The following is a 26855-nucleotide window of genomic DNA, read 5'->3' on the forward strand; positions in this document are numbered from 1 at the left end:
ATGGACACCACCACATTCGAACGCGCCAAGAACGACGTCGATGGCAAGATGCACGGATCGCTTCGCCATGATTCGGCCCATAAGCATGTCACCGGAAGTGCCGAATATATTGACGACATTCCAGAACCGGCAGGACTGATCCATGGCGCGCTCGGTCTCTCGGACCGCGCGCACGCCGAGATCCTGTCCATGGACCTCTCCGAGGTCGAAGCCACCCCCGGCGTCGTCTGGGTGATGACCGGCAAGGACGTGCCGGGCGAAAACGATGTCTCCTCCGGTGGGCGCCATGACGAGCCCTTGCTTGCGGAAACACTGGTGCAATTCCACGGCCAGCCGATCTTCGCCGTCTTTGCCGAGACCCGCGAGATCGCCCGCCATGCGGCGCGCAAGGCGAAGATCACCTACAAGGATCTGCCGCACTTTACCGATATCGACGCCTCGCTCGAAAATGGCGAACCGCTCGTCACCCCCGGCATGGTGTTGCAACGAGGTGATGCGGAAGTCGAGATGGATGTCGCGCCGCGTCGCCTGACCGGCACGATGCGGATCGGTGGACAGGAACACTTCTATCTCGAAGGCCATATCGCCATGGCAGTGCCCGGCGAGGATGACGAAGTGACGGTGTGGAGTTCCACGCAGCATCCCAGCGAAATTCAGCACATCGTCAGCCACATTTTGCAGGTGCCTTCCAATGCCGTTACCGTACAGGTGCGCCGCATGGGCGGCGGCTTCGGCGGCAAGGAAACGCAGGGCAATCAGTTTGCAGCACTTTGCGCCATCGCAGCCAAGAAGCTGAAGCGTGCCGTGAAAATCCGCCCGGACCGCGACGAAGATATGGTCGCCACCGGCAAGCGTCACGATTTCCGCGTCGATTACGAACTGGGCTTCGATGAGGAGGGTCGCATTCACGCAGTCGATGCGACCTACGCCGCCCGTTGCGGCTTCTCCTCCGACCTCTCCGGCCCCGTCACGGACCGAGCGCTGTTTCATGCGGATTCGAGCTATTTCTACCCGCACGTCAAGCTTGCCTCCAAGCCGCTCAAAACCCACACGGTGTCCAACACCGCCTTCCGTGGCTTCGGCGGCCCGCAGGGCATGCTGGGCGCTGAGCGCTTCATCGAGGAAATCGCCTATGCGGTCGGCAAGGACCCGCTCGATATCCGCAAGCTGAACTTCTATGGCGAGACCGGCTCCGGCCGCACCACCACGCCCTATCATCAGGAAGTGGAAGACAACATCATCGCCCGCGTGGTGGAGGAACTGGAGACCTCCAGCGACTACCGCACCCGCCGTGAGGCGATCGTCGCGTTCAATCGCGCCAGCCCGATCCTTCGCAAGGGCATCGCTCTGACGCCGGTGAAATTCGGCATCTCCTTCACCATGACCGCCTTCAACCAGGCGGGTGCGCTGGTGCATGTCTATAATGACGGCTCCATCCACCTGAACCATGGCGGCACGGAAATGGGCCAGGGCCTTTACACCAAGGTCGCGCAGGTCATTGCCGATACGTTCCAGGTGGATATCAGCCGGGTGAAGATCACCGCCACCACGACGGGCAAGGTGCCGAATACTTCGGCGACTGCCGCCTCCTCCGGCACAGATCTCAACGGCATGGCAGCTCTCGATGCGGCCCGCCAGATCAAGGAACGGCTGATCAAATTCGCCGCTGAGAAGTGGAATGTCACGGAACAGGATATCGCCTTCCTGCCAAACCGCATTCGCATCGGCGCAGAAGAAATCGCCTTCAATGATCTTGTCCGTCAGGCCTATTTCGCCCGCGTGCAGCTCTCTGCCGCCGGATTCTACAAGACGCCAAAAATCCATTGGGACCGCGCCGCCGGACGCGGTACGCCCTTCTATTACTATGCCTATGGCGCATCCTGTTCCGAAGTCACCATCGATACGCTGACTGGCGAATATATGATGGAGCGCACCGATATTCTCCACGATGTCGGCAAGTCCCTGAACCCGGCCATCGATATCGGCCAGATCGAAGGCGGATTCGTCCAGGGCATGGGCTGGCTGACGACGGAAGAGCTCTGGTGGGATGGCAAAGGACGGCTGCGCACCCACGCGCCCTCCACCTACAAGATCCCGCTCGCCTCCGACCGTCCGAAGATCTTCAACGTCAAGCTGGCGGAATGGTCCGAAAACGCCGAGCCCACCATCGGCCGCTCCAAGGCCGTCGGCGAACCACCATTCATGCTCGCCAATTCGGTGCTGGAAGCGCTCTCCATGGCCGTTGCTTCGGTTGCCGATTACAAGGTCTGCCCACGTCTCGACGCCCCGGCAACACCGGAGCGCGTGCTGATGGCGGTGGAGCGGTTGAAGAAGGTGTGAGGCGAGAGGCGTGAGCCAAACACTGACCGCCTTCCTGGTTGAGGCACCCGCCATCCTCGTGGAGATCGAAGCGGTCAAGGGCTCGTCCCCACGCGAGGCGGGCACCTTCATGCTCGTATCGCCCACCCACATCTGGGAGACGATCGGCGGCGGACAGTTCGAATATATGGCGATCGATCATGCCCGCGCCATGCTGGACGGCAAGACGGAGATCGACGTTCTGGACATTCCGCTCGGCCCGGAAATCGGCCAATGCTGCGGTGGGCGCACATTGTTGCGCTTTACCAGGGTGACTGACGCGGTCGCGGATGCGCTGACCAAACGCTTGCGAGACGCGGAGGATCAGCAACCCGCCGTCTTCATCTTCGGCGCTGGCCATGTCGGCAAGGCGCTGGCAAACAGCCTGTCGCTTCTGCCAATGTCCATCTCGGTTATCGAGACCCGCCGCGAAGAGTTGACGGGTCTTCCCGGCAACGTCTCGACGCATCTGACAGCCATGCCGGAAGCGATGGTCAAGGACATCCCCGCAGGCGGCGCGGCAATCATCGTCACCCATGATCACGCGCTGGATTTCCTGATCGCCAAGGAAGCGTTAGCAAGAGACGACCTCGCCTATGTCGGCATGATCGGATCGAAGACGAAGCGCGCCACCTTCGCCAGCTGGTTCGCCCGCGAGGGGCATGTCGGCGCGCTTGACAATCTGGTGCTGCCCATCGGCGGAACGCTGGTCAAAGACAAGCGCCCCGCGATCATAGCGGCCTTGGTGACGTCCGAAGTGCTGGAGGCGATCCAGCGATATTCAGCTTTCAGAACCACATCAAAAACAGAATTGTAATCTAAAGATTACAATTCTTGACACCCTAGTCTTCCAGCATTATGATCAAAATCCTTAAAACAGATACGTTTTCGGGCTGGTTCACATCTCTAAGGGACGAGAGAGCACAAGCACGGATCCAGGTGCGGATCGATCGCCTTTCTCTTGGTCTATTGGGTGACGTGAAGTTCTTCGATGGTATCGGTGAATTGCGTATCGACTACGGCCCTGGTTATCGGGTCTACTTCACGCGAAAGGGGAATGAGATTGTTCTTCTTCTTAGCGGCGGCGATAAGGGCTCTCAACGGCGGGATATCGAACGCGCCTTGATCATGGCTAAGGACCTTTGAGATATGACGGAAATCAGTGCTTGGGATCCCGTTGATTATCTGAATAGCGACGAAGCGATCATTGCTTACCTTGAGGCCTCGTTTGAAGATGGCGATCCAAAAATCATCGCGGTCGCTCTAGGCAATATCGCCAGAGCCAAGGGAATGAGCCAGATCGCCAAAGAAGCGGGGATTACCCGCGAAGCCCTCTATAAGTCGCTGAGCGAGAAGGGCGACCCCAAACTTTCCACCCTCATAGGTGTGATGAAGGCGCTTGGCCTGCGCCTCTCCGTGACCTCCAACGAAGAGGCTGCGTGAGCATCGAGCTAACGCATGGCCCAATGAAAAGTGTTGAGCGGTTTTGCGATAACGACATGCGATAAGCGAGGGCCTAAAGCGTCTGAGCGAATCTGAAAAGTCGCGACACGCTTTGGATGATCATCATAGCGGCCTTGGTGACGTCCGAAGTGCTTCACGCAATTCATCGCTTTGCTGCACGGTCTCCGGCCCAATCCGGTTCCGCCCCCTCGATGAAGCCGAGATCCCGCTTCAGATGGTCGCTCAACTCTTCGTCGTGAAGCGTGTCCGACGGCTTATATCCTTCGCCGAACCAATCTGTGTTCCATAGCCACGCGAATATGCGCAGCCAGGCGTTTAACGCCATGGCACCCATTGCTGTGTCTCCTCAGATGTTTTGATGCTGTGAGGAGAATTTGCTTGATTTTATGGCTGATAGCCAATGAAACGTCAGAGGGTATAGATGAAGAGAGCTTATCCATGAAGATGTCGAGAAACGTCCCATTAAACGCGCTGCGCGTGTTCGAAAGCGCGGCGCGGCATTTGAGCTTCACCAAGGCGGGCGACGAGCTTGGCATGACGCAGACAGCCGTGAGCTACCAGATCAAGCTCTTGGAGGACTATGTTGGCGCCACGCTCTTCGTGCGCCGCCCGCGGCAAGTCACGCTCACTTCGGCGGCGGAGAAGCTGGCGCGGCAGACCTCCGAAGCTCTGACCATGCTGGAAACAGCCGTTGCCGATACTCGTAAAAGCGTCTCCGACGTGCTGACCATCTCCGCCACGCCGACCTTTGCTCAGCAATGGCTCGCGCGGCGGCTCGGCAGTTTTCAGGAGGCCAATCCAAAGACAGCCGTTCACCTCGCGCTCAGCAACGAGATCGTCGATCTCCTGCGCGAAAACATCGACCTAGGCATTCGCTGGGGCAAGGGAGAGTGGCCGGGCCTCATCGGCCACCGCATCATGCGCCTGGATTTTGCCCCTCTGCTCAGCCCGCTCTTGGCTGAAAAGATCGGCGGCCTGAAAGAACCCGCCGATCTGTTGAAGCTCACCATCATCAGCCCACAGGACCGGTGGTGGAAGCATTGGTTCCGCGAAGCCGGCGTGCCGGAAACAAACCTCGATAGCCGCACCGGCAGCAGCTTTGGCTTTCAGTATCTCGAAGCCGCATCCGCCATGGCAGGGCATGGCGTCGCCATCGTCAACCCCGCCCATTTTACTGAGGACATCGCCGCGGGACGACTGATTCAGCCCTTCGACCTCGTGTGCAATGACGGGCATGATTACTGGCTGGTCTATCCGGAAAGCCGTCGCAATGTGCCGAAGATCAAGATCTTCAGGGATTGGATCCTGTCGGAATTCGCAGACGCCGTTTGAAGAACGGGACGACTTGCCTAAACGGCGCGACATTCCTGCGTAAAACACCGCATTGCCTCTTCCATCGCACAGCGATTTTTCGCATTGTGCGATACAAAGACAGGGGAATAGAATGTACGAATACGCCATTGCGTGGGAATGGATGGCCTTTGCCGTCCGCTGGCTGCACGTGATCACCGCCATTGCCTGGATCGGCTCTTCCTTCTACTTCATCGCGCTCGATCTCGGGCTGGTCAAACGCCCGAACATGCCACCCGGCGCCTATGGCGAGGAGTGGCAGGTCCATGGTGGCGGCTTCTATCACATCCAGAAATATCTGGTCGCGCCCGCGCAGATGCCGGAACATCTCACTTGGTTCAAATGGGAAAGCTACGCCACCTGGCTGTCCGGCTTTGCCATGCTCTGTATCGTCTATTATGGCGGTGCCGACCTCTTCCTCATCGATCATTCGGTGCTGGAGCTAACGCAGTTGCAGGCAATCGGCCTGTCACTCGCTTCGCTTGCCGTCGGCTGGCTGTTTTACGATTTCCTCTGCAAATCTCCGCTTGGCAACAATACCTGGGGCCTGATGGTCGTGCTCTACGTGGCGCTGGTCGCCATGGCCTGGGGCTATACGCAGGTCTTTACCGGCCGCGCCGCCTTCCTGCATCTTGGTGCTTTTACCGCCACCATCATGTCGGCCAACGTCTTCTTCATCATCATCCCCAACCAGAAGATCGTCGTGGCCGACCTGATCGCCGGTCGCACCCCAGACCCGAAATATGGCCGCATCGCCAAGCAGCGCTCGCTTCACAACAACTATCTGACGCTGCCCGTCATCTTCTTCATGCTGTCGAACCATTACCCATTGGCATTTGCCACCAAGTTCAACTGGGTCATCGCAGCGCTCGTCTTCCTCATGGGCGTCACCATCCGCCACTGGTTCAACACCACCCATGCCCGCAAGGGTAAACCCACATGGACGTGGCTCGTCACGGCCATCATCTTCATCGTCATCATGTGGCTCTCAACTGTGCCGAAAGTGCTGACGGGCGAGCAAGAAGCCGCTGCTGCAAAGCTATCGCCTGCCCAGCAGATCTTTCTGACAGACGCGCATTTCGCCAGCGCTCGTGACGTGGTGCAGGGCCGCTGTTCCATGTGCCATGCCGCCGAGCCTGTTTGGGAGGGCGTTCCCTTCACGCCGAAAGCGGTGAAGCTTGAGACCGATGCACAAATCGCGGCCCATGCGCGGGAAATCTATTTACAGGCAGGCCGCTCTCATGCGATGCCGCCCGGCAACATCACGGCGATTACGCCACAGGAACGCAAGGTGCTGACCGCCTGGTATGAAAGCGCCGTTTCCGAAGGAAAGACGGAATGACAATGCTGCTGCTGCGCGGACGCCTCTTGAGCTTCAAGCGCGCACCCCTCTCCATCGACGATACCGCGAGCTATCTCTATATCGAAGATGGTGGATTGCTGGTCTCGAATGGGAAGATCGCAGCGGTCGGTGAATATGCTGATATTCGCGCCCAAGCACCGGAAGATGTCGCGGAAAAGGATCACCGCCCTCACCTCCTCGTGCCGGGCCTCATCGACATGCACCTGCATTTTCCGCAGATGCAGGTTATCGGCTCCTATGCCGCCAACCTGTTGGAATGGCTGAACACCTATACGTTCCCGGAAGAATGCCGCTTCGTCGAAAGCGCCCATGCTCAGCGCATCGCCACGCATTTCTACGATGAGCTGATCCGCCACGGCACCACCACCGCAGTCGCCTATTGCTCGGTCCACAAGACCTCCGCCGATGCCTTCTTTGCCGAAGCCTTGAAGCGCAACATGCTGATGGTCGGCGGCAAGGTGATGATGGACCGCAATGCACCGCAAGGGCTCCTGGACACGCCGGAGCTCGGCTATGACGAGACGCGTCAGGTCATCGCCGACTGGCATGGCAAGGGCCGCAACCACGTGGCCATCACGCCCCGCTTTGCCATCACGTCGACACCGAAGCAGATGGAAGCCGCGCAGGCACTCGCGCAGGAGTTTCCAGATCTCTTCATCCAAACGCATCTCTCGGAAAATCTCGACGAGATCAAGTATACGTGCGAGCTATACCCTGAAGCGATCGACTATACGGACATTTATGTGCGTTACGGTCTGATGGGAAAGAAGACGCTACTCGGCCATGCCATTCATCTGTCCGATCGAGAGGCAGACGTGCTGTCGGAGACGGGTGCAGTCGCCGTCCACTGCCCGACCTCCAACCTCTTTATCGGCTCCGGTCTTTTCCCGATGAAGAAGCTGCAACGGCGTGAGAAGCCGGTGCGCATTGCAGTTGCGACCGATATCGGCGGCGGCTCCAGCTACTCCATGCTGCGCACGATGGATGAGGCCTACAAGATCCAGCAATTGCTCGGAGAGCGGCTGAACCCGCTGGAGAGCTGGTATCTGATGACGCGCGGCAACGCCGAAGCCTTGTCCATGGTGGATCGAATCGGCACGCTCGATGCCGGAACCGATGCAGACATCACCGTCCTCAACGCCTCATCCACACCCGCCATGGCGCTGAAGATGGAAGTGGTCACATCGTTGACGGAAGAACTGTTCCTGATGCTGACGATGGGTGACGACAGGACCGTTGTAGAAACCTATGTGGCGGGTTCAGCAGCGAAGACTGCCTGAAACCGGATTGCAATCCTCCAAATGCGCTTCAGGTCCGTGCTTCTGCGAAGCGCGAGCGCCCACGCTGCTGGGAACCTTTGACTCCATCCTTGAGCAATCAATATTCAATATTACTTATATTTTGAAAACAATATTACTCAAGTGTTACAATACTTAATTATATTTAAACTATAATAGTCTTACCTAACGGCAGACAAGTAATGGTTGCCATGACGGCATGTGCCCTTTGTCATGTGTAAAGTCGCTCCGCCTAAATCCCTGCAGTGGCACCGGTTTCCGGTTCCAAAAGTGCTGCCCCTGCGTTGTAAAGGCATTTTTGACCGAAACGGAATATCTATGTCATTTCTGAAGAATGCCAGCATTCGCACCAAAATACTGGCTCTTGTCCTGCCTCTTTGTGCTGTCGGACTGAGCGCGACCGTGTTCATGGCCTGGAGTTACAATAGCGCAGATGCGTCTTACTCCGAATTCGTGAAGAACGATAATGCCGGAGCAATCGCAATGGCGCGCGCAAACCGTAACCTCAGCGCAGTTGCTTATGCGGCTTATCAAACCATGGTTTATGACGCTCCCGATCCACGTCTGCAAACCGCCCTTGATCTCTATGGGGAAAACAAGGCGCGGCTCTTCAAATGGCTTCAGCTTGCCAGCGATAATCTGCCCTCGGAGCGGGCTGCGCTGAATTCCTTCAGCGATCGCGCAAGAGAGATGCTCGCCTTCACAGATGAAGCCGTCAGGCTTGGCGAAGATGGGAAGAACGATCTGGCGCAGGCCCAATTGAGCAAGGCGGATGGGTTGCTCGTCCCTCTTTCGGCAGACGCCACGAAGTTTCTGGATTCGGAAATGAATGAGGTCGCGACCAAGAGCGACGCTCTCAGTGCTCAGACGGACGCCACCATTTTCTGGTCTCTCACCCTTTCCGGACTGGCTTTCGCCATCGGCATCATCGCATCGCTCGTCGTCGCCGCCAAAGGCATTACCGCACCGATTGCCAACCTGCGCGAGCGCATGATTTCGCTGGCTGATGGCGAAACGCAGGCTGCCGTGGAGGGCCAGGATCGCCGCGACGAAGTCGGTCAAATGGCGAAAGCCGTCTCTGTCTTCAGGGAAAACGCGCTCGACAAGCAGCGCATCGAAAACGAGGCAGCCGCCAATCTCAACCTGACGGAAAAGGAGCGAGCCGAGCGTGAGGCACAGAAGGCGAGAGACGCAGCAGATATTCAATTTGCCGTTGATCAACTGGCAACCGCGCTGAACAAGCTGGCAGCAGGCGACGTCGCCTACCGGATCGACACGCCGTTCGTACCGCATCTCGATACGCTGCGCACGAACTTCAACAGCTCTGTCGGCAATCTGAACGAGACGTTGCGCGCCGTGGGACAGAACGCCCTTGGCATCGATGCCAGCGCCAATGAAATCCGCTCCGCGGCGGACGACCTCTCCAAGCGCACCGAGCAACAGGCAGCATCCGTTGAAGAAACGGCCGCCGCCTTGGAGGAAATCACCACGACGGTCAAGGATTCCAGCAGACGTGCGGAAGAAGTCGGCAAGCTGGTAAACAAGGCGCGTCACGGTGCGGAAAGATCCGGCGATGTCGTCCGCAAGGCCGTCACCGCCATGCAGGAGATCGAACGCTCGTCGGGAGAGATCACCAACATCATCACCGTGATCGACGAGATCGCATTCCAGACGAACCTACTGGCCCTGAATGCAGGCGTCGAGGCAGCACGCGCTGGCGAGGCCGGCAAGGGCTTCGCCGTCGTGGCCCAGGAGGTGCGTGAGTTGGCGCAGCGTTCTGCAAAGGCTGCAAAGGAGATCAAGGAGCTTATCACCAACTCGGGCACGCATGTCCGCTCAGGCGTCGATCTCGTTGACGAAACCGGTCGCGCGCTTGAGATCATCGTCGGTGAAGTTCAGGAGATCAACCGTCACGTCAATGCGATTGTCGAATCCTCGCGCGAACAGTCGACCGGTCTGCAGGAGATCAACACGGCCGTTAACTCGATGGATCAGGGAACGCAGCAGAATGCGGCGATGGTGGAACAGTCCACCGCCGCTAGCCATAGCCTTGCCAAGGAAGCCGTATCGCTCAATCAACTGTTGTCCCGCTTCAATATCGGCGAAACAGATGGATGGAGCCGCAATGCAGCAGCACCGGTGACAAGCACACCCAAAGCCGCCACCAGTGCCTCCAGGCCTGCCGCCTCCCCTGCACATGCCCTTGGCCGCAAGATCGCCAGCGCGTTTGGCGGCGGCGCTGCTGCCGCGGTAACAACCGCTGCTTCCGCCAGCTGGGAAGAGTTTTAAGACAAACGTCTCCCGCGAAACAGATGCGAACAGGCGGCCTTGAGCCGCCTGTTCTGCTTTTGCCACCGTCGTTTTTCTTGACCGATTCTCTATCGCGATCGGCGACGCCTTGCGCGTAAAAGACGGAGTCTATTCAATGCGTAAGAAATCCCTAATTTACACCAAAGGAACCCCTGCAGCGAATCCACTTCAATGAAGGTTCCTCGCATGTCAGTACGGACAGATTCGAATGACACCACTTGCCGATCAGTATCGCGCCTACATTGCCTGCCTGAACGATCAAAGATGGGACGATCTCGGGACATTCGTTGCCTCCGATGTCACGCATAACGGCCGTCGTTTCGGCCTCGATGGTTATAGGAGGATGTTGATCAACGACTTCGAGACGATCCCGGATCTTTCCTTCAAGATCGGGATCCTGGCCTGCGACCCGCCTTTCATCGCGGCAAGATTGGAATTCGACTGCTCCCCAAAATCCATGTTCCTTGGACTTCAGATCAACGGACGCCGCATTTCATTCGCCGAAAACGTCTTCTACGCGTTCCACGATATGCGGATCGTGTCTGTCTGGTCGGTCATCGACAAAACTGCGATCGAGGCCCAGTTAGACCTCTGATTCGACGTTTCACGCTGAAGGAAGACGCGCGATCACCTTGATCTCGAAGTCGAAACCGGCAAGCCAGTTTACGCCGACGGCAGTCCAGTTCGGATAGGGCGCCTGCGGAAACATCTTGTCCTTGACTGCAAACACCGCCTCGAATTGCTGTTCCGGATCGGTGTGAAACGTCGTAACGTCAATAATGTCATCGAGTGTGCCGCCGGCCCCTTGCAACACCGCCTGTAGGTTTTTGAAAGCAAGCTCAACCTGTTTTCCGAATTCAGGCTCGGGCGATCCATCCTCACGCGCGCCCACCTGTCCGGAGATGAACAGAAGGTCGCCGGATCGGATGGCGGCGGAATAGCGGTGCATTTCGTAAAGGGCCTGACGGCGGGCCGGGAAAATTGCTTCGGACTTTGCCATTTGCTTCTCCTTGTTGACAGCGCCGAGGTCCTTCGCCTCGGCTGTTGGAGAGATAGCAATGACGCATAGATGCGATTAGACGTTGAAGTTGGAATGCGCTCATGCAAAATTCCCATCAATCATGCGCCCATCCCTAACCGAACTTACGGCCTTCATGGCTGTCGCCACCCATCGCAGCTTTCGGCGTGCGGCAGACGAGCTTGGAACGGCGCCGTCCACATTGAGCCACACGGTGCGTGCGCTCGAAGAGCGCCTTGGCGTCCGGCTCCTGAACCGAACGACCCGCAGCGTTTCCCCCACGGAAGCAGGCCTGTCGCTGCTCAACCGGCTGCACAATGTAATGAATTCGTTGGATGAGGCGCTCGATGCAACTGCTGCCTTTCGCGGCAACGTGGCGGGGCGTGTCAGGATCAACGCGCCACGTGTCACCATCGCCTATCTCGTGCGGGAAATCCTGCCGTTGATGACAGAGCGGTATCCGAATGTGGAGGTCGATCTCGTCGCCGAGGGCCGTCTGATCGATATCGTTTCCGCCGGCTTCGATGCCGGTGTTCGATCGATGGAGGCTATCCCGAAGGACATGATCGCCGTCCCCTTCGGCAAGCCTGTGCACTTTCTCTGCGTGGCCTCACCCGCCTATCTCAAGAGAGCCGGAGAACCGCTGACGCCGCACGATCTCGCTCAACATCGCTGCATCGGCCACCGCCTTCCAAGCGGCAGGCTTTACAAATGGGAGTTCGAGCGCTCTGGTCAGGAACTCACCGTGGATACGGGCGGAACCGTGGTTCTGGATGACGAGGATCTGATGGTCGAGGCTGCCGCCAATGGTCTGGGGATTGCCTATGTCGTCAGCTGGATTGCCGAACCCGCCATCGCCTCTGGCCAGTTAAAACCGGTGCTGACATCCTGGATGCATGCGCCTGAGAGAATGGCGCTTTATTATCCCGGCCATCGATCGGTTCCGCCACCGCTGCGCGCCTTTATCGACGTCGTCAAAACCGCGCCCGACGTGTGAGCATCCCCGCACGCGACGAATTTTGGGAGCACTCCGCCAAGACGAAGGGATAATGGGTGGCGATATTACCCGCTTGTCCTGTTGCTTTGGAGCCAATACCGCCTCAGCTGAGGCGCAGGGAATACGGATCGACAGCGCCGCTGCCGGGACCTGATGCGATCTTGGCCCTGCCGTCGTAGCGACGTTTCAACAGCCTGGAATATTCAAAAACCGCGCGAGGGGTCCACACCCCACCGGCTATACGCATGTTACCGAAGTCGGTCATCATCGCAGCCAGGTCGTAGCCGGTACCCACGTCCAGCAGGCTCTTGACCGCCCAGGCGCAATTTTTTCTCAGAAGAAAATAGCCCGGCTTCTTGGCGAGCATATTGGCCCAGGCACGTTTCATCGCCGCTTCGTTGAGACCGGAAATACTGACACTGGCGGTCGGCGGTTTTCCCTCTCCGTTAGGTCCGATGTCTTGCTCATAGGTGTAAGGACCGACGGGATCCTTGAGAAAGGCGCCTTCAGCGCGCGTGTTCGGCCACCAACTGACATAGGTTTCTAGGCCCTTGGATTGTCCGACGCCGATCTTCATGCTGATGTGTCCAACATTTCCCCTAGAGGCTTCCGGTGCCCAGAAGAATACGGTAATCATGCTAATCCTCCAAAATACGCCACGCAAAATGCGTCAAAATTCTCGTGGAAATAGTGGGTTTATTGCCGATGGCAGAAAATGGCACGCAGAAGGCGATTTTAAGGCGAGCTATTACAACTCACCGGCGATCAGTTAAAAACGACGCTAGCGACTGAGCGCACGCGTGAGCTTCGTTTTGTCGCACGGCACAGATGATCGTCGCCACATTTCGATATTGCACCTTAGTATTTCATGGTATGCAGTCAGCATTCAGATTTGAAGGTTTTATCCATGAGCAAAATCCTGACCATCGCGGACCTGAAGAAGCAGGCGCAACGCCGCGTGCCGAAAATGTTCTTCGACTATGCCGATAGCGGCGCATGGACCGAGAGCACATATCGCGCCAATGAGGATGATTTTCAGAAGATAAAGCTGCGCCAGCGCGTACTGGTGGACATGACCAATCGTTCGCTGGAAACGGAAATGATTGGCGAGAAGGTGTCGATGCCTGTCGCGCTTTCTCCAACGGGCCTCACCGGCATGCAGCATGCCGATGGTGAGATGCTGGCGGCGAAAGCCGCCGAAGAGTTCGGCGTGCCTTTCACGCTCTCGACCATGAGCATCTGCTCGATCGAGGATGTCGCCTCCGTCACCTCGCGGCCCTTCTGGTTCCAGCTATACGTGATGAAGGACCGCGACTTCATCAATAATCTGATCGACCGCGCCAAGGCCGCAAAGTGCTCGGCGCTGGTGCTGACGCTCGATCTGCAAATCCTCGGCCAGCGTCACAAGGATCTGCGCAATGGCCTTTCGGCCCCGCCGAAATTCACGCCGAAGCATATCTGGCAGATGGCAACGCGGCCGAAATGGTGCCTCGACATGCTGCAGACCAAGCGTCGCAGCTTCGGCAACATTGTCGGCCACGCCAAGAACGTTTCCGATCTCTCCTCCCTCTCCTCTTGGACGGCGGAGCAGTTCGACCCGCGCCTCTCCTGGAAGGATGTCGAGTGGATCAAGGAACGCTGGGGCGGCAAGCTGATCCTCAAGGGCATTCTCGATGAGGAAGATGCCCGCGCTGCGGCGGACACGGGGGCGGATGCCATCATCGTTTCCAACCATGGCGGTCGCCAATTGGACTGTGCCCTCTCCTCCATCGCCATGCTGCCGAAGATCGTCGATGCCGTCGGCGACCGGATCGAAGTGCATATGGATGGCGGCATCCGTTCCGGTCAGGACGTGCTGAAAGCCGTCGCGCTCGGCGCCAAGGGCACCTATATCGGTCGCCCTTTCCTCTACGGTCTCGGCGCCAACGGAAAGCTCGGCGTGACGACGGCACTTGAGATCATCCGCAAGGAAATGGACATCACCATGGCGCTTTGCGGCAAGCGCCTGATCACCGATATCGATCGCAGCATCCTCGTTCAGAACGCCTGATTGCAGGATAGCCGGCCCACCAGACGCTAATGCGGCTCTCACAATGATGTGAGGGCGACCTGCTCCGATATCCATTCAGAAGCGATCTGCCCAAGGGTTGATCGGCGCTCGCAGGCTTTTGCCACAGACAAGCTTGCGACTTGCCGATTGCGTCCAGAACCCCGCTAAAGGCGCGTCTATAGCGGCATTTAAGATCAGTCTTGCGCTTCAACAGCGTGCTTTATTGTGCGCTCCGAAGCAGTGCACGGCAGCCAATCATCTCCGCCAAGCCCCAAATCTGACCCGCCACCAGTGGGGGTCGATTTTCATCCTTAATTAAGCATGAAGGCAGTCTCTAAACTTTGAACGGTTTTGTTGCCCGAAAGCTTCGCTACTTTATGGGCAACGGGCAGCACAGGGACGCACAAGGGGAATTTCATGTCGGGTAAGATCAGACGGGGAACGGCTGAAGCGTGGCTCTTCGCTTTGGCGTTTTTCTGCGCGATCCTCACTTTCGGGGCAGCACCGGCGCAGGCACGCTATGCGCATATCGTCATCGACGCGAACTCTGGAAAGGTTCTGGATTCGCAAAATGCCGATCAGCTGAAATATCCCGCATCGCTGACCAAGATGATGACCCTCTACCTGACCTTCGAGGCGCTGCATAAGGGCCGCATCACCTGGGATCAGCGCATCACCATGTCGAAGAATGGTGCGGCGACCATCCCCTCCAAGCTCTATGTCCGCGCCGGCACGACCTTTACGGTGCGCGAAGCCGTCTATGGCATGATCGTCAAGTCCGCCAATGATCTGGCTGAAGGCATGGGCGATTATCTCGGCGGCTCTGAAGCGCGCTTCGCAGAGATGATGACGCGCAAAGCGCGCCAGCTTGGCATGACAAAGACCGTCTTCCGCAATGCATCGGGCCTGCCTAACAAATCGCAAGTCACCACCGCACGTGACATGGCGAAACTCGGCCTAGCACTCCAGCGGGATTTCCCCCGCGAATACAAGATGTTCAGCTCCACATCCTTCAGCTTTCGTGGCAAGACCATTCGCGGCCATAACCGGCTGCTGACGCGCTACAAAGGCGTCGACGGCATCAAGACCGGCTACACCAACGCCTCAGGCTTCAATATCGTCAGCGCCGTCAATTACAATGGCCGCAGCGTCGTCGCCGTGGTCTTGGGCGGACAGAGCGCCCAGCGCCGTGACAATCAGGTCGTCGCCCTGCTGGATCGCACCCTGCCGAAAGCATCGCGCACGCGCAACACCGAGCAACTGGTAGCAAGCGCCAGCACCAGCCGGACCTTCGACACGCCGCCCTCCGTCGTGCCACTGCCCATGTTTGCCGAACGCCATGACCCGATCGCCCGTCAGATCGCAGCGGCCGATGGCATGATGGCCGATATGATGCAAACATCCGTCGCCGCCCCTTCCGCCGTTCCTCCCGGCAGAAGCCGCTGGGAAGTGCAGATTGCCGCTACCGATTCGGAAGCCGCCGCCCTCTCCATGCTGAAATCCGCCAAGGCGTCGCTATCTTCCGGCCATTCGGGTGTGGCGCCCTATACCGAAGCGGTCCAAACCGGCGGTGCTACGCTCTACCGCGCCCGCTTCACCGGCTTCGACACCCAGGCAGAGGCGCTTTCCGCCTGCAAGGACCTGAAGGCACGCTCCTATTCCTGCGTGGTGATGACCAGCAACGGCTGAAACAAACGACGGAACGTCCGATCAGTCCAGCCAGCCGCTTTCGATCGCATTGCCGACGCGGTCCATGCCATTCTCGCGAGCCAATGCTGCCATGGGGGCTGCATCATAGCGGATATTGCGATGGGTCACCTGAAAGCCATGTGCGGTGTCTTCGAGAACCGCATAAGACGCCAGCCCATGGCCAACATCGACCTGGTGGTAGACCGGCTCGTCATCCTTCCAGCCGGGACAACCCACACTACCCGGATTGACGATCAGGCGACCGTCGGAAAGCTGCACTGTGCGAGCAAGATGGGTGTGGCCGCAAAGCATGATCGGCTGATCGATGCTGCGGGCGAGCGCTTCGATCTCGGCGCGGGCACGCAGATGCAGCACGCCCTCCGGCAGGATGCGCTCCAGCCAATAATCGAGATCGCCCGCCGGGGATCCGTGACAGCAATAGGCCACGTCCTTGAAGACCATGTCGAAAGGCAGCGTTTTCAGCCATTCGAGATCCGCTGGAGAAAGCTGGGGGTAGATCGTCTTTTCCCACGACCCCATCTCGTCCGGATGTTGTTCGATCAAGGCGCGGTCATGATTGCCGCGCACCGTCGGAATAGCCCGGTCAATCAACAGTCTTGCGGTCTTTCCCGCATCCAGCGGACCGCTGAAACAATCGCCCAGATTGACGATGTCGGCGATGCCGAGCTTTTCAATATCGGCCAGCACGGCTTCGAGCGCTGCATAGTTTCCGTGAACATCGGCAATCGCGGCAAAGATCATGACGATCAGCTCCCGCGATAGGTGGAGTAGCTGAAGGGCGAAAGCAGCAACGGCACGTGGTAATGCCCGGTCTCGTCGGCAATGCCGAAGCGGATCGGAATAATATCGAGGAAGGCCGGTTCGGGTAGCACAAGGCCTTTCTGGCGCAGATAGTCCCCCGCATGGAAGACCAGCTCATACTGCCCGGCGCGGAAGTCTTCGCCCACCAGCAGCGGCCCGCCATCCACCCGGCCATCGCTATTGGTCTCGACGCTTTTCAGCTTTTGACGGACGTCGCCATCCAGCCGATAGAGATCGATTTTCAGCCCTTGCGCAGGCGTGCCATGGGCAGCATCGAGAACATGGGTCGTGAGGCCGGTCATGGGCGTGGCTCCGCTATGAAAAAGGGTTGCTCGTAAAAATATTCTTCCAGATTGACGCCTGGACCATCGCGGTCCACCACCAGGAAGTCGCTCGTCTCGCCGATCGTCATCAGCGGATGGTGCCAGACATTGCGATGATAGTTCACGCCTTGGCCGGGCGCTGTCAGAAAGGCGTGGGGCCGGCCGGGCTTGCCACCCTCATCCAGTGCGACGACCACAAGAAAGGGCCTGTCAGAGAGCGGCGAAAAGCTTTGGCTGCCGAGCGGATGTCGCTCCATCATATCGACGGCATGGGTAAAGCGCCGGGGCTTGCCGCGAAAGAGATTGATCACGACGCGCGCGCCCTCTCCCGTGACATCGGCCTCTCCCAAAGCATGATAACGCTCGGTATTGCCGCCATTGATGAGGCGCATCGTCGACGGATCGGCTTCAATGACATCGCCGAAGGGACGAAAGGCGTCGCGCTCCAGAGGGCGGATTTCCAGAAATTCACTCAATGCTTATTCACCTTGTGCTCGCCAGTTTCGGATGGTGGCAAGACTCTCTTGCAGCTCAGGGATGGTTTCACTGACTGCCCGCCAGATGGCAGGCAGTTCAACATGGACATGGTCGAGCAGGATGAGGTTTCGCATATCCATCATCTGCGCCCAAGGCACATTGGGATGCTCTTGCGAGAACTCCGGTGCTTCAGCGTCAATCTTGATCACTGTTTCGCCGATGAGAACCAAGCACAGCATCACCGCCATCTGGGTCCGCTTGTCGGCGAGGAACAACGCCTCGTCCATATCCTGCACGAAGCTCTGAGCTCTCGATGCGATCGTCTCGATATTCTCGATATACGCAAGCAGGCTGTCCGATCTCATATCGGCCTTGCTTCATCTACGACCTGAAAGCGAATACGCTCAGGAAGGTCGCCCGCCGTGAGAAGATGGATATCAGTCCCCTTCATGATCTCCGACAACTCCTCCAGCAACCCTCCAAGATCGAAGAGCGTCGTCCCAGGCAACGCATCGATCAGAATATCGAGGTCGCTATCCGATCGGTCTTCTCCTCGAGCCACCGAACCGAAGACACGCGGGTTCGCCGCATTGAAGTGCTTGGTCGCTTCGCGGATCGCCTCACGGTTCTGTTCCAGCACTTCCGACGGTCTCATCGCTCATCCTTCAATGACAACGAATATAGGACGCAAAAGGGCGCAAGGAAAGCCGCAGCATCACTCAGCAGTCTCGGGCAACAGTGCGGAAAGGCGCAGATATGCGATCTTCTCCACCTGCGCCGTTGCGGTCGCAAATTCCTCTTCGGCATCGTTATGAATGCGCTCTTCGAAGGCGCGCAGAATATCGTCCTTGTTTAGCCCCTTGACCGCAATGATGAAAGGAAAGCCGTTCTTTTCGACGTAAGCTGTATTAAGTTCGGTGAAGCGCGCATGCTCTTCCGGCGTCAGGCGATCGAGCCCGGCACCCGCCTGTTCCTTTTTGCTATCCTCCGTCAGCCCGCCGGCAATGGCGAGCTTACCGGCAAGATCGGGATGCGCCCGCAAGACGCCGAGACGCTCGTCATAAGAGGCTGCGCGAAACGGCACGCAGAGCGCCTCATGCACATCTTTGGCCGTCAGCGGTTCAACCACCAGACCTGCATCATAAGCGCGTTCGGCGATGAAGGGCGAATGCTCGAAGACGCCGCCGAAGCGGTTGATGAAATCGTCGCGCCCCGGCATCAAAGCGCCTCCGGCTTGTGGTGCTCGTGCCAGTGACGTGCGATCTCGATGCGCTGCGGTATCCAGACCTTCTCGTGGCCGAGGACGTATTCGATGAAACGGCGAAGCGCCGCCGCGCGTCCCGGACGTCCGACCAGACGGCAGTGCAGGCCGATACTCATCATCTTGGCGGAGCCTTCCACACCCTCCTGATAGAGGACATCAAAGGCGTCCTTCAGATAGGTGTAGAACTGATCGCCGGAATTGAACCCCTGCGGTGTGGCAAAGCGCATGTCGTTGGTTTCAAGCGTATAGGGGATGATGAGGAACGGGTCGTTCTTTGCACCCTTCACCCAATAGGGCAGATCGTCCGCATAGGAATCGGAGGAGTAGAGGAAGCCCCCCTCCTCCATCACCAGCTTCAGCGTGTGGTCGGACGGCTTGCCTTGATACATGCCATAGGGACGCTCGCCGGTCAGCTCGGTGTGCAGCCGCACCGCTTCGAGAATATGCTTGCGCTCTTCCTCTTCGGAGAAATCCTTGTATTCCAGCCAGCGATAGCCGTGGCTGGCGATCTCCCAACCGGCTTCCTTCATCGCGGCAACCGCTTCCGGGTTGCGCGCCATGGCTGAGGTGACGCCATAAACGGTGGTGGTCACGCCAAGCGAGGTGAACATGCGCCAAAGACGCCAGAAGCCGGCGCGCGAGCCGTACTCGTAGATCGACTCCATATTGAGGTTGCGCTGCCCGGCCCAAGGCTGCGCCCCAACGATTTCCGACAGCAGCGATTCCGAGGCCTTGTCATTGTCAAGAATGCAGCTTTCCCCGCCCTCTTCGTAATTGATGACGAATTGCACAGCAATGCGTGCATCTCCCGGCCATTTCGGATCGGGAGCGTTGCGGCCATAACCAATGAGATTGCGGGGATAGTCTGCGGAAATCATCAAATCACCTTCACGAAATTTCGTGAACGGTAGCATCGCAGACCGGAAAGTCGAGAGCGTTTCAGTGCAATTTCACCAAAAGCGCTCGCTGCTTTTGCAGGTGCCTGAAACGTAGAGCGCGGCAGACACTCAGGCGATCTTGCGGGCCGAGACACGCCCCATGGGATGCAGCGAGTGCACCCTGAATGGCGCGCCCGGTTCTTCTTCGACGAAGAGCGCCAGATTGGCGAACTCCAGCGGGCGCTCCAGAAGAGCGTCGAACACGCTGCGCAAAGCCCGCTCCAGGCGAGCGCAATCTGCCGGCACGATGGCGCCGGTCAGCGTCATTTGAAAACGAAACTCATCCATGACGTAAGCGTGTCCCCAGCGGTGCAGATTGGTCAGCTGTGCGGCGGAAAGCCGATGCGGGTCGGCCCGGTCGATATCGGCATCCGACAGTGGCGCGCGGTAGCGGTCGAAATCCTGCACCACGCTTGCGGCGAGAAAATTCAGCATCTCCGACGGCCAGGACGGGACGAGCCCGTAGCTATTGCCGAGCTTGGCGATTTCGAGCGGCGGCAACGTAAAAGGCTGGTGCGTACCGGCAAACCGCATCAGGTCACGAAGAAGTCCCGCTTCGGTCATGCCTTCGGCCAGACGAAACGGTGCCTTGATCGCGCCGTGGAAACCATAGCGGCGCGGAAGCGCTGTAAAGTAGGAAAGCTCCTGCATCCCGAGCCCGGCCTGTGGCGGCGGCTCGATGCTGTGGCCGGAATAGACGTCGCGCCCAAGCCAGGATGCCGCGGCAAAGGTCATCGGGTCGTTCGGGGAAGGCGTGTAATGAATGGCGTACCGCATGCGTCGTCACCTCGCCCCGCTGAACTGGGATTTACGTCTGTCTGTGCATGGCGACAGCAGATAGGTGATTTGCGTGACAGATTGACGACGCAAAACAGAGACGAATCAAAGATTTCCGTGAACGAGCGCAAGATGAGCCTCGGTGCGGAAGCTCGAAGGCACATCCATATCCTTGCCCTGGACGGCGCAAAGCGCTGCATCGGCAAGACGATGCGCAAGACCGAAGCTCACTTTGAAGCCTCCGGTCAGCGCCACGATTTCCGGCCGCTCCGGATGCGCGCCCACCATCGGATCACGACCAATTGCTTTCGGACGAAGACCGGCCCAGCATTCGATAACCTCAGCTCGTGAAAGCTCCGGCACAATCTCTCTTGCCGCACTCAACAAAGCATCCAGCTTCTCATCGGTGCCGAATGGATCAGCAAAGACATCCTCGCTGGTGCTGCCGATCGCAACCGTTCCGTCCTCATGCGGCACGACGTAAAGCCCGTTGAGGAACACCACCGGCATGGCCGGATCGATCCTGGCTTTCAGGAGAGCCGCCTGACCCTTGACGGCTTGCCCTAGCGCGGGCTCGGCGGAAAGGCCGAAGGCTTGCGTCAAAAGTGGAAAGGAACTGTAGCCCGCAGAGACGATGGCATGACCGAAAGACAATCGCTCCCCGTCCGAGAAATGCGCGACACGCTGCTGATCGAGCGAGACGACCTTGCAGCCTTCAACGAGACGCACATGCTGCGCAGCCTTCAGCCGCGCAACGAGCGCGGCAACCAGCGCCCTTGGCGATACCTTGGCTGCGAAAGTGTCGTGGACAAAGCCCGCTTCCCCGGCAGAGGCACTGACCCATTGCTCCACCGGCGGCGCATTCAGCACATGCCAATGGAAGCGCTGGCCCTGCTGGTCCCAATTGGTCGCAGCCTCCAGACTATGGCGTTCCGCAATGGCGCGCAGATGTGGCTTCGGCAGCGGTATGATGCGTCCACAGCGCCGGTAACCGGCAGACAGGCCAGTCTCGGCTTCCAACCGCGCAATCTCGTCTTCCAGCGTCAGAAGCGCATCGAATTGAAACTGCTTCTTGTCGTTCCAGCGATCCGGCATATGCGGCATCAACGCGCCGAGCAGCCCGCCACTGGCCCCGCTTCCCAAACGACCGGCATCGACCAGCACCGTATCGATCCCCAGACGCTCCGCTTTCAGCGCCGCCCATAGCCCCATGATGCCGCCGCCGATAATCAGCAGCGAGGTGCTCGGTGGCAAAGGTGATTGACCTCTTTGATCGGGAAGACTATCGGCTTGGACCATGACACATCCCGAAGACGCAAAACCGGACGGCACCGGCGATCATATGCTGGATTGGCGAGAGGGCGATATGCCCTATTCGCTGGCCTTTGGCGACCATTTTTATTGCCAGACCGATGGCCGGCTGGAATGCGGCCATGTCTTCCTGAACGGCAACGGCCTGCCGGACCGCTGGGCCGATCACCTCGAAGAAACCTTCGTCATCGGCGAACTTGGCTTCGGCACAGCGCTTAATCTCACCGAAACATGGCGTCAGTGGAAGCTCGCCCGTCGCCCCGACAAGACATTGCATTTCGTCTCCTTCGAGCTTTACCCCATGCGGGCGCAAGAGATTGACCGGGCGCTGTCGCGCTGGCCGGAAGTCGACACGGAACGTCAGGCCCTCGTCGCCCTTTGGCCGGAAGAGCCGCAGGGCATTATTGCGTTGCAATTGGACGAGCAGACAAAGCTGACCGTCGTCTGCGGCGAGGCGCTGCACGGCATCGAGACGAGTGCGCTCACCTTCGATGCCTGGTTCCTGGATGGCTTTGCGCCATCGCGCAATCCAGACATGTGGTCGGTAGAGATCATGAGCGCGATCTACGAGAAGACACGAGAGCGCGGAACATTTGCGACCTATGCCGCCGCAGGCTTTGTCCGCCGCAACCTGCAGGCCGTGGGCTTCGCGGTGGAGCGCCGCAAGGGCTTTGCCGGCAAGCGCGAAATGCTCTGCGGCACCAAGCAGGGTAATATCAGATAGGCCGGGTGGCCTCGCCATCCCTTCGGCAAGATGCTCAAAACAAAAACGCCCGGATCATCGTCCGGGCGTTTCCAGTTTTACAAAGCGGTATCAGCCGCGCTTGCGACCGCGACCGGCATTGCCAGCAGGACGACCCTGACCGGCAGCGGCAAAAGAACCGGCCTTGCGGGCTGGACGGCCCTGGCCGCCACGATGCTTACGGGGACCAGCGGCCTTGGCGCCTTCGGCACCTTCGACCTTGGTGCGCTTGAAGTCGGACGTGACTTCCAGATCGTTGTCGCGTTCGACAGGGGCGAACTCGCCAGCGCGCTGACCGCGGAAATCGCCATTGCGGCGTCCACCTTCACGATGACCACCTTCACGATGACCACGGGCCGGACGGTCGCCATGCGCACGTTCGCCGCGCTCGCCACCCTGCCGGCGGCCACCATTACCGGCGCCGTTTCCACGACCGCCACGGTTGCCGCTGCCACGGGTCGGGCTGGCAAGACCTTCGGGACGCTCGCCGGAAAGGACGGGAATCTCGATCTTCATCAGCTTTTCAATGTCGTGCAGCAGGCGGGTTTCATCCGGCGCGCAGAACGCAATCGCGATACCATCGCGGCCCGCACGGGCGGTACGGCCGATACGGTGCACATAGGCATCCGCCACTTCCGGCAGATCGTAGTTGAAGACGTGCGTTACGGCTGGAATATCGATACCGCGTGCAGCGACGTCTGTCGCCACCAGCACCTTGACTTCGCCATCCTTGAAGCCCTTAAGCGCGCGCTCACGCTGGCCCTGGCTCTTGTTGCCATGGATCGAGGCAACCTTGTAACCGACATGCTCGAGATGCTTGTAAAGCTTCTCGGCGCCATGCTTCGTGCGAAGGAAAACGATGGCGCGGCCATCCGGGTTTTCGGCAAGCGACTTCTTCAGAAGGTCCGTCTTGTCGTTCTTGCCGCCAACGAAATGAACATACTGCTCAACCTTGTCGGCAGCCTTGCCCGGAGGTGTGACTTCCACCTTGACCGGATCGGTCAGGTAGCTACCGGCAAGATCGGCAATCGCCTTCGGCATGGTGGCCGAAAAGAGAAGCGTCTGGCGCTTTGCCGGCACCATCTTGGAAATCTTGCGCAGGTCGTGAATGAAGCCGAGATCCAGCATCTGGTCGGCTTCGTCGAGAACGAGATGCGTGACCTTGGACAGCGAAATCGCGTTACGGGCAATCAGGTCGAGCAGGCGGCCAGGGGTGGCGACCAGAATGTCGGTGCCCTTTTCCAGCTGCAGCTGCTGCTTGTTGATCGACGCACCGCCGACAACCTGGTTGATGCGAAGCGGCGTCTTCTTGACGAAGGCGCGCAGGTTCTCGCCGATCTGGTTGACCAGCTCGCGCGTCGGCGCAAGGATCAGAGAGCGGGTCGTGCGGTTGGCTGGACGTTCGGCATGCTTCATCAGCATTTCGATCATCGGCAGGCCGAATGCGGCGGTCTTGCCGGTGCCGGTCTGAGCAAGACCGATAACATCGCGGCCTTCCATGAGAAGCGGAATGGCTTTCGCCTGAATGGGTGTAGGTGTCGTGTAGCCGAGAGCGGTCACAGAGGCGACGAGCTTTTCGGAGAGGCCGAGTTCGTTAAAACTGGTCAATAGAATACCTTTCGGGGCGCCAAAACGCTTCAGCCGGTTCAGCCCATGCTGTCCGGTTGTCTTGGCGTCAAGAACCCCGCGTGAATTGGGAACTTGGTGGTTGAAATGACTTTCTGCGCTCAGCACCGGCGAATGATCGCCGTATTCTGCATCAAATGCGCTTTTCCTTCATGCGTGCGTATGATTTTGAAGTGGACGCTACAGCTCACGCGGCTGTGGAAGGTGAAAGCTTGACAGGCATGTGGTCGTTTTGCCGGAAAAAGTCAAGCAAATCTTTCACGGGCATCACGCTCCCAATCTGATGCTCATGGTTAAAAAAGCGTGAAAAGCCTTGGCCGCCCATGGTTTTTCAAGCCCAGCTCTCCTAGCTTGCCCTGAGATTAAAGATATTTGATTCCATTGATGGTTCGGAGCATGGCTTGAGTACTGACGGAAGCTTGTTGGAAAAGGCCTGCCAGGGAATTTTATCCCTGCACCTGCCGGCTTGCGTCAAGGACAGCGAGTTGCGCTATGTCTGCGTCAACGATGCTTATGCCCGTTTTGCCGGGAAAAGCCCGGAGGACTTCACCGGGCAATCGAGCCGCTTCATGTTCAATACGGCAGACGATGTGGAACGGGAGGACAAGGAACGCCGCTGCCTCGTCTTCGCCACTGACGAGGTTGCCACCTGCCGGGGCATCTTGGCCGAAGCGCAGACGCTCCGCTGCGAACGCTTCATCGACGAAACGGGGCAGATCTTTCTCTACGAAGTCTTCGAGAAGATGCCTGATTTTGACGCAGCGCCTCAAGACGATCGTGTCGGAATGAGAACAACCTCCGACGTAAGACAAAACCTTTATCGTCAGAACGAGGCGGAACGCCTTTCCGAGATCAGAGTGCCGCTTAACGGCATTCTCCGCATGGCAGACGCGCTTGCCAGAACCGACCTTGACGCCCGGCAAAAGACCTATGCGGATACCATCGTGCAATCCGGCAACGCCTTGTTGCGAAGCCTCGACGAGGCGCTGAACGCATCGACGGAGACGTCAGCCCCCTTGCAGACGAGCCTCTTCGATCCTGCAAACCTGGTGGAAGACATCGCAACGCTCTTGGCATTCCATGCCGAAGAAAAGGGGCTGACGCTCTTTACCGACATCGATGCTTCCGCAGAGATCACGGTCGAAGCGGATGCGGCGCGCTTCCGGCAGATCGTCACCCACCTTGTCAGCAATGCCATCCGCTTCACTCCTACCGGCCATATCATTATCAGGCTTGTTGCCGAGAACACCGCGGACGGTGTCTTACTTCGGTTGGCCGTTGAAGATACCGGCATCGGAATGTCACCGGAGCAGCTCGCCTCTATCCTCGATCAAAACGAGGGTTCTGCACCCGCCCCGTCCGGACTCGCAGAAACTCTCAGGATCGTCTCTTTGTTCGACGGATGGATCGAAGCGGAAAGCGAAGAGAACAAGGGATCTGTCTTCAAAGTGACGCTGCCGGTTTCCGTGATATCGGCGCAGCCCGTCACACCTGCCTGGCCTTCCGACGCGAGCATATTGGTGATCGATGGCAACGCGATCAGCCGCGATATTCTGACAAGACACCTCAGCGATTGGAGGCTGGACGCCTATGCCGCTGAAGACGGCACGACCGGGTTGGCAATTCTGGAGGAAGCGGTCGCCTTGGGTCTGCGCCCCGCAGCCATCCTTCTGGATGAGGACATGGTCGATATGCGCGCCGATGACGTGGTCGGCTACCTGCACCGCATCCCCGCATGCAAGATATACCCGTCATCCTGCTGGCTTCGCTTGCAAAAGCTGAGGCCTGCGGGCCCGCTCAAGCTTACATAGCCAAACCTCTGCGCAGGCGAAAACTTCGCGAGACGCTGGAAGCGCTGCTACCCACCCCTGCTCTGGAGGACATAACGCCTCCCCCGGTCACTGCGGTTGTCGCAGATGACCAGCTATCGCAGCCTGCCCTGCCGCCACCGTCCCGCAAAGGCGGCTCCAACATCGATGTGCTGGTGGCAGAAGACAATGATGTGAACCAGATCGTCTTCAGCCAGATCCTGCAGCAGACGGGACTCGATTTCCGCATCGTTGGCAACGGCAAGAAGGCGGTGGAAGCCTGGCGCAACGAGAACCCGTCGCTCATTTTGATGGACGTGTCGATGCCGGTCATGAGCGGCTACCAGGCAGCGCAATCCATCCGCCAGATGGAAGACGACGAAGACGGCCGCCTCGGCCGCGTGCCGATCATTGGCGTCACGGCGCACGCTTTGGATCTGGACAGCGAATTATGCCTCGCGTCGGGCATGGACGACTACGTGTCAAAACCGATCAGCCCGGAACTGCTGCGCGCCAAGATCAGCCAGTGGCTGCCGAAGGGCGCACTGGAAGCGCTTTAGAGCGTTTCCTTGTTAAATAGAAACGTTCTGCCGGAGCAGGTTTTCGTCAGGGCAAAGGCGATTGGCGAAGGGCATACCCAAAGGTACGGTCGAGCCGATCGCCTTTGAGCCTGGCGGAAAGATGCCCGGCCCTTCGGGTTGGTTGAAACGGGCCACCTGCTTGCCCGGACGGCTTGGCCGTATGCTTTGGCTACGGCACGCGCCCTCCGGACAATCAGTCGATCCCGTTTGAACCAACAGAACTGTTTCTATTTAACAAGGAAACGCTCTAAAGCAGGGTCCAAGCAAAACTGTGCTGTGGTCTTGCGAT

The 26855-nt window shown here is 58.6% G+C and carries 28 protein-coding genes; 15 read left to right on the forward strand and 13 right to left on the reverse strand.

Translation table 11 applies throughout. From position 1 onward, the window contains the following. From xdhB to QE435_RS09905, 4 genes are read left to right on the forward strand one after another with little or no spacing between them, the layout of a single operon-like run. Entirely contained in the window at positions 1–2340 is a 2340-nt protein-coding gene (xdhB, locus tag QE435_RS09890) for a xanthine dehydrogenase molybdopterin binding subunit (protein ID WP_349041237.1), read from the forward strand. A gap of 10 nt (positions 2341–2350) precedes the next feature. After that, positions 2351–3175, forward strand: coding sequence for a xanthine dehydrogenase accessory protein XdhC (gene xdhC / locus QE435_RS09895; protein ID WP_349041238.1), 825 nt, complete (start codon positions 2351–2353; stop codon positions 3173–3175). 41 nt (positions 3176–3216) lie between these two features. Next, the gene (locus tag QE435_RS09900; RefSeq protein ID WP_349041239.1) at positions 3217–3504 is read left to right on the forward strand and encodes a type II toxin-antitoxin system RelE/ParE family toxin; all 288 of its coding nucleotides are present in this window, start codon (positions 3217–3219) and stop codon (positions 3502–3504) included. Positions 3505–3507: 3 nt separating this feature from the next. Continuing rightward, positions 3508–3801 (forward strand): addiction module antidote protein, encoded by a 294-nt coding sequence (locus QE435_RS09905; protein WP_309771515.1) that lies wholly within the window; start codon positions 3508–3510, stop codon positions 3799–3801. A gap of 163 nt (positions 3802–3964) precedes the next feature. On the opposite strand, the gene QE435_RS09910 is transcribed toward QE435_RS09905, so the two are convergent. After that, the gene (locus QE435_RS09910; RefSeq protein WP_349041240.1) at positions 3965–4156 is read right to left on the reverse strand and encodes a hypothetical protein; all 192 of its coding nucleotides are present in this window, start codon (positions 4154–4156) and stop codon (positions 3965–3967) included. Between the two features lie 104 nt (positions 4157–4260). Here QE435_RS09910 and QE435_RS09915 point away from each other — a divergent pair, with 104 nt between their 5' ends. From QE435_RS09915 to QE435_RS09935, 5 genes are all read left to right on the forward strand, one after another. Next, a complete protein-coding gene (locus QE435_RS09915; protein WP_349041241.1) occupies positions 4261–5154 on the forward strand; it encodes a LysR substrate-binding domain-containing protein in 894 nt (297 codons plus the stop codon). Between the two features lie 112 nt (positions 5155–5266). Then, a complete protein-coding gene (gene puuD, locus QE435_RS09920; protein ID WP_306933849.1) occupies positions 5267–6514 on the forward strand; it encodes a urate hydroxylase PuuD in 1248 nt (415 codons plus the stop codon). Continuing rightward, a complete protein-coding gene (guaD, locus tag QE435_RS09925; protein WP_349041242.1) occupies positions 6511–7815 on the forward strand; it encodes a guanine deaminase in 1305 nt (434 codons plus the stop codon). Before puuD ends, guaD begins: the two co-directional genes overlap by 4 nt. Before the next feature lie 336 nt (positions 7816–8151). Next, positions 8152–10122, forward strand: coding sequence for a methyl-accepting chemotaxis protein (locus tag QE435_RS09930; RefSeq protein WP_349041243.1), 1971 nt, complete (start codon positions 8152–8154; stop codon positions 10120–10122). A gap of 229 nt (positions 10123–10351) precedes the next feature. After that, complete coding sequence (locus QE435_RS09935; protein WP_349041244.1) at positions 10352–10738, forward strand: ester cyclase; 387 nt, start codon at positions 10352–10354, stop codon at positions 10736–10738. A 9-nt stretch (positions 10739–10747) separates the two neighbouring features. On the opposite strand, the gene QE435_RS09940 is transcribed toward QE435_RS09935, so the two are convergent. Further along, on the reverse strand, positions 10748–11143 hold the full coding sequence (locus QE435_RS09940; RefSeq protein ID WP_349041245.1) for a RidA family protein: 396 nt from the start codon (positions 11141–11143) through the stop codon (positions 10748–10750). A gap of 118 nt (positions 11144–11261) precedes the next feature. Between QE435_RS09940 and QE435_RS09945 the strand changes: the two genes are divergently transcribed. Further along, on the forward strand, positions 11262–12158 hold the full coding sequence (locus QE435_RS09945) for a LysR family transcriptional regulator (protein WP_349042834.1): 897 nt from the start codon (positions 11262–11264) through the stop codon (positions 12156–12158). A gap of 103 nt (positions 12159–12261) precedes the next feature. On the opposite strand, the gene QE435_RS09950 is transcribed toward QE435_RS09945, so the two are convergent. Then, the gene (locus QE435_RS09950; RefSeq protein WP_349041246.1) at positions 12262–12795 is read right to left on the reverse strand and encodes a hypothetical protein; all 534 of its coding nucleotides are present in this window, start codon (positions 12793–12795) and stop codon (positions 12262–12264) included. 270 nt (positions 12796–13065) lie between these two features. Here QE435_RS09950 and QE435_RS09955 point away from each other — a divergent pair, with 270 nt between their 5' ends. Together QE435_RS09955 and QE435_RS09960 are read left to right on the forward strand one after the other, a co-directional pair. Next, positions 13066–14208: an alpha-hydroxy acid oxidase gene (locus QE435_RS09955; protein ID WP_349041247.1), complete on the forward strand. Its 1143-nt coding sequence runs from the start codon at positions 13066–13068 to the stop codon at positions 14206–14208. Between the two features lie 417 nt (positions 14209–14625). After that, the gene (locus QE435_RS09960; RefSeq protein ID WP_349041248.1) at positions 14626–15897 is read left to right on the forward strand and encodes a D-alanyl-D-alanine carboxypeptidase; all 1272 of its coding nucleotides are present in this window, start codon (positions 14626–14628) and stop codon (positions 15895–15897) included. A 21-nt stretch (positions 15898–15918) separates the two neighbouring features. Here the strand turns inward: QE435_RS09960 and QE435_RS09965 are convergent, their stop codons facing one another. The 9 genes from QE435_RS09965 to QE435_RS10005 all read right to left on the reverse strand — a co-directional run bounded on the left by QE435_RS09965 (position 15919) and on the right by QE435_RS10005 (position 21797). Continuing rightward, on the reverse strand, positions 15919–16659 hold the full coding sequence (locus QE435_RS09965; protein WP_349041249.1) for a metallophosphoesterase family protein: 741 nt from the start codon (positions 16657–16659) through the stop codon (positions 15919–15921). Between the two features lie 5 nt (positions 16660–16664). Continuing rightward, complete coding sequence (gene uraH, locus QE435_RS09970; RefSeq protein ID WP_349041250.1) at positions 16665–17021, reverse strand: hydroxyisourate hydrolase; 357 nt, start codon at positions 17019–17021, stop codon at positions 16665–16667. After that, a complete protein-coding gene (locus QE435_RS09975; RefSeq protein WP_349041251.1) occupies positions 17018–17518 on the reverse strand; it encodes an ureidoglycolate lyase in 501 nt (166 codons plus the stop codon). Before QE435_RS09975 ends, uraH begins: the two co-directional genes overlap by 4 nt. Before the next feature lie 3 nt (positions 17519–17521). Then, positions 17522–17884, reverse strand: a complete 363-nt coding sequence (locus QE435_RS09980; RefSeq protein ID WP_349041252.1) for a HepT-like ribonuclease domain-containing protein — start codon at positions 17882–17884, stop codon at positions 17522–17524. After that, positions 17881–18174, reverse strand: a complete 294-nt coding sequence (locus tag QE435_RS09985) for a nucleotidyltransferase family protein (RefSeq protein ID WP_349041253.1) — start codon at positions 18172–18174, stop codon at positions 17881–17883. The genes QE435_RS09980 and QE435_RS09985 overlap by 4 nt, the downstream gene beginning before the upstream one ends. Positions 18175–18234: 60 nt before the next feature. After that, positions 18235–18738, reverse strand: a complete 504-nt coding sequence (gene uraD / locus QE435_RS09990) for a 2-oxo-4-hydroxy-4-carboxy-5-ureidoimidazoline decarboxylase (RefSeq protein WP_349041254.1) — start codon at positions 18736–18738, stop codon at positions 18235–18237. After that, positions 18738–19661 (reverse strand): allantoinase PuuE, encoded by a 924-nt coding sequence (gene puuE, locus QE435_RS09995; protein WP_349041255.1) that lies wholly within the window; start codon positions 19659–19661, stop codon positions 18738–18740. The genes uraD and puuE overlap by 1 nt, the downstream gene beginning before the upstream one ends. Positions 19662–19790: 129 nt before the next feature. Next, positions 19791–20498: a DUF1045 domain-containing protein gene (locus QE435_RS10000; RefSeq protein WP_306933873.1), complete on the reverse strand. Its 708-nt coding sequence runs from the start codon at positions 20496–20498 to the stop codon at positions 19791–19793. Positions 20499–20603: 105 nt separating this feature from the next. Then, positions 20604–21797 (reverse strand): FAD-dependent oxidoreductase, encoded by a 1194-nt coding sequence (locus QE435_RS10005; protein ID WP_349041256.1) that lies wholly within the window; start codon positions 21795–21797, stop codon positions 20604–20606. On the opposite strand from QE435_RS10005, the gene mnmD reads away from it, so the two are divergent. Beyond that, positions 21796–22533, forward strand: a complete 738-nt coding sequence (gene mnmD / locus QE435_RS10010) for a tRNA (5-methylaminomethyl-2-thiouridine)(34)-methyltransferase MnmD (RefSeq protein ID WP_349041257.1) — start codon at positions 21796–21798, stop codon at positions 22531–22533. The two genes, QE435_RS10005 and mnmD, sit on opposite strands and share 2 nt — an antisense overlap. A 90-nt stretch (positions 22534–22623) precedes the next feature. On the opposite strand, the gene QE435_RS10015 is transcribed toward mnmD, so the two are convergent. Next, on the reverse strand, positions 22624–24159 hold the full coding sequence (locus QE435_RS10015; protein WP_306933878.1) for a DEAD/DEAH box helicase: 1536 nt from the start codon (positions 24157–24159) through the stop codon (positions 22624–22626). 419 nt (positions 24160–24578) lie between these two features. Here QE435_RS10015 and QE435_RS10020 point away from each other — a divergent pair, with 419 nt between their 5' ends. Together QE435_RS10020 and QE435_RS10025 are read left to right on the forward strand one after the other, a co-directional pair. Next, positions 24579–25988 carry an ATP-binding protein gene (locus tag QE435_RS10020; protein ID WP_349041258.1) on the forward strand — a complete coding sequence of 470 codons (1410 nt, stop codon included), beginning with the start codon at positions 24579–24581 and terminating at the stop codon, positions 25986–25988. Beyond that, the gene (locus QE435_RS10025; protein WP_349041259.1) at positions 25913–26545 is read left to right on the forward strand and encodes a response regulator; all 633 of its coding nucleotides are present in this window, start codon (positions 25913–25915) and stop codon (positions 26543–26545) included. The genes QE435_RS10020 and QE435_RS10025 overlap by 76 nt, the downstream gene beginning before the upstream one ends. The last annotated feature ends 310 nt before the right edge of the window (positions 26546–26855 follow it).

It is taken from the genome of Agrobacterium sp. SORGH_AS 787 (genome assembly GCF_030819035.1).
Classification (GTDB): domain Bacteria; phylum Pseudomonadota; class Alphaproteobacteria; order Rhizobiales; family Rhizobiaceae; genus Agrobacterium; species Agrobacterium larrymoorei_B.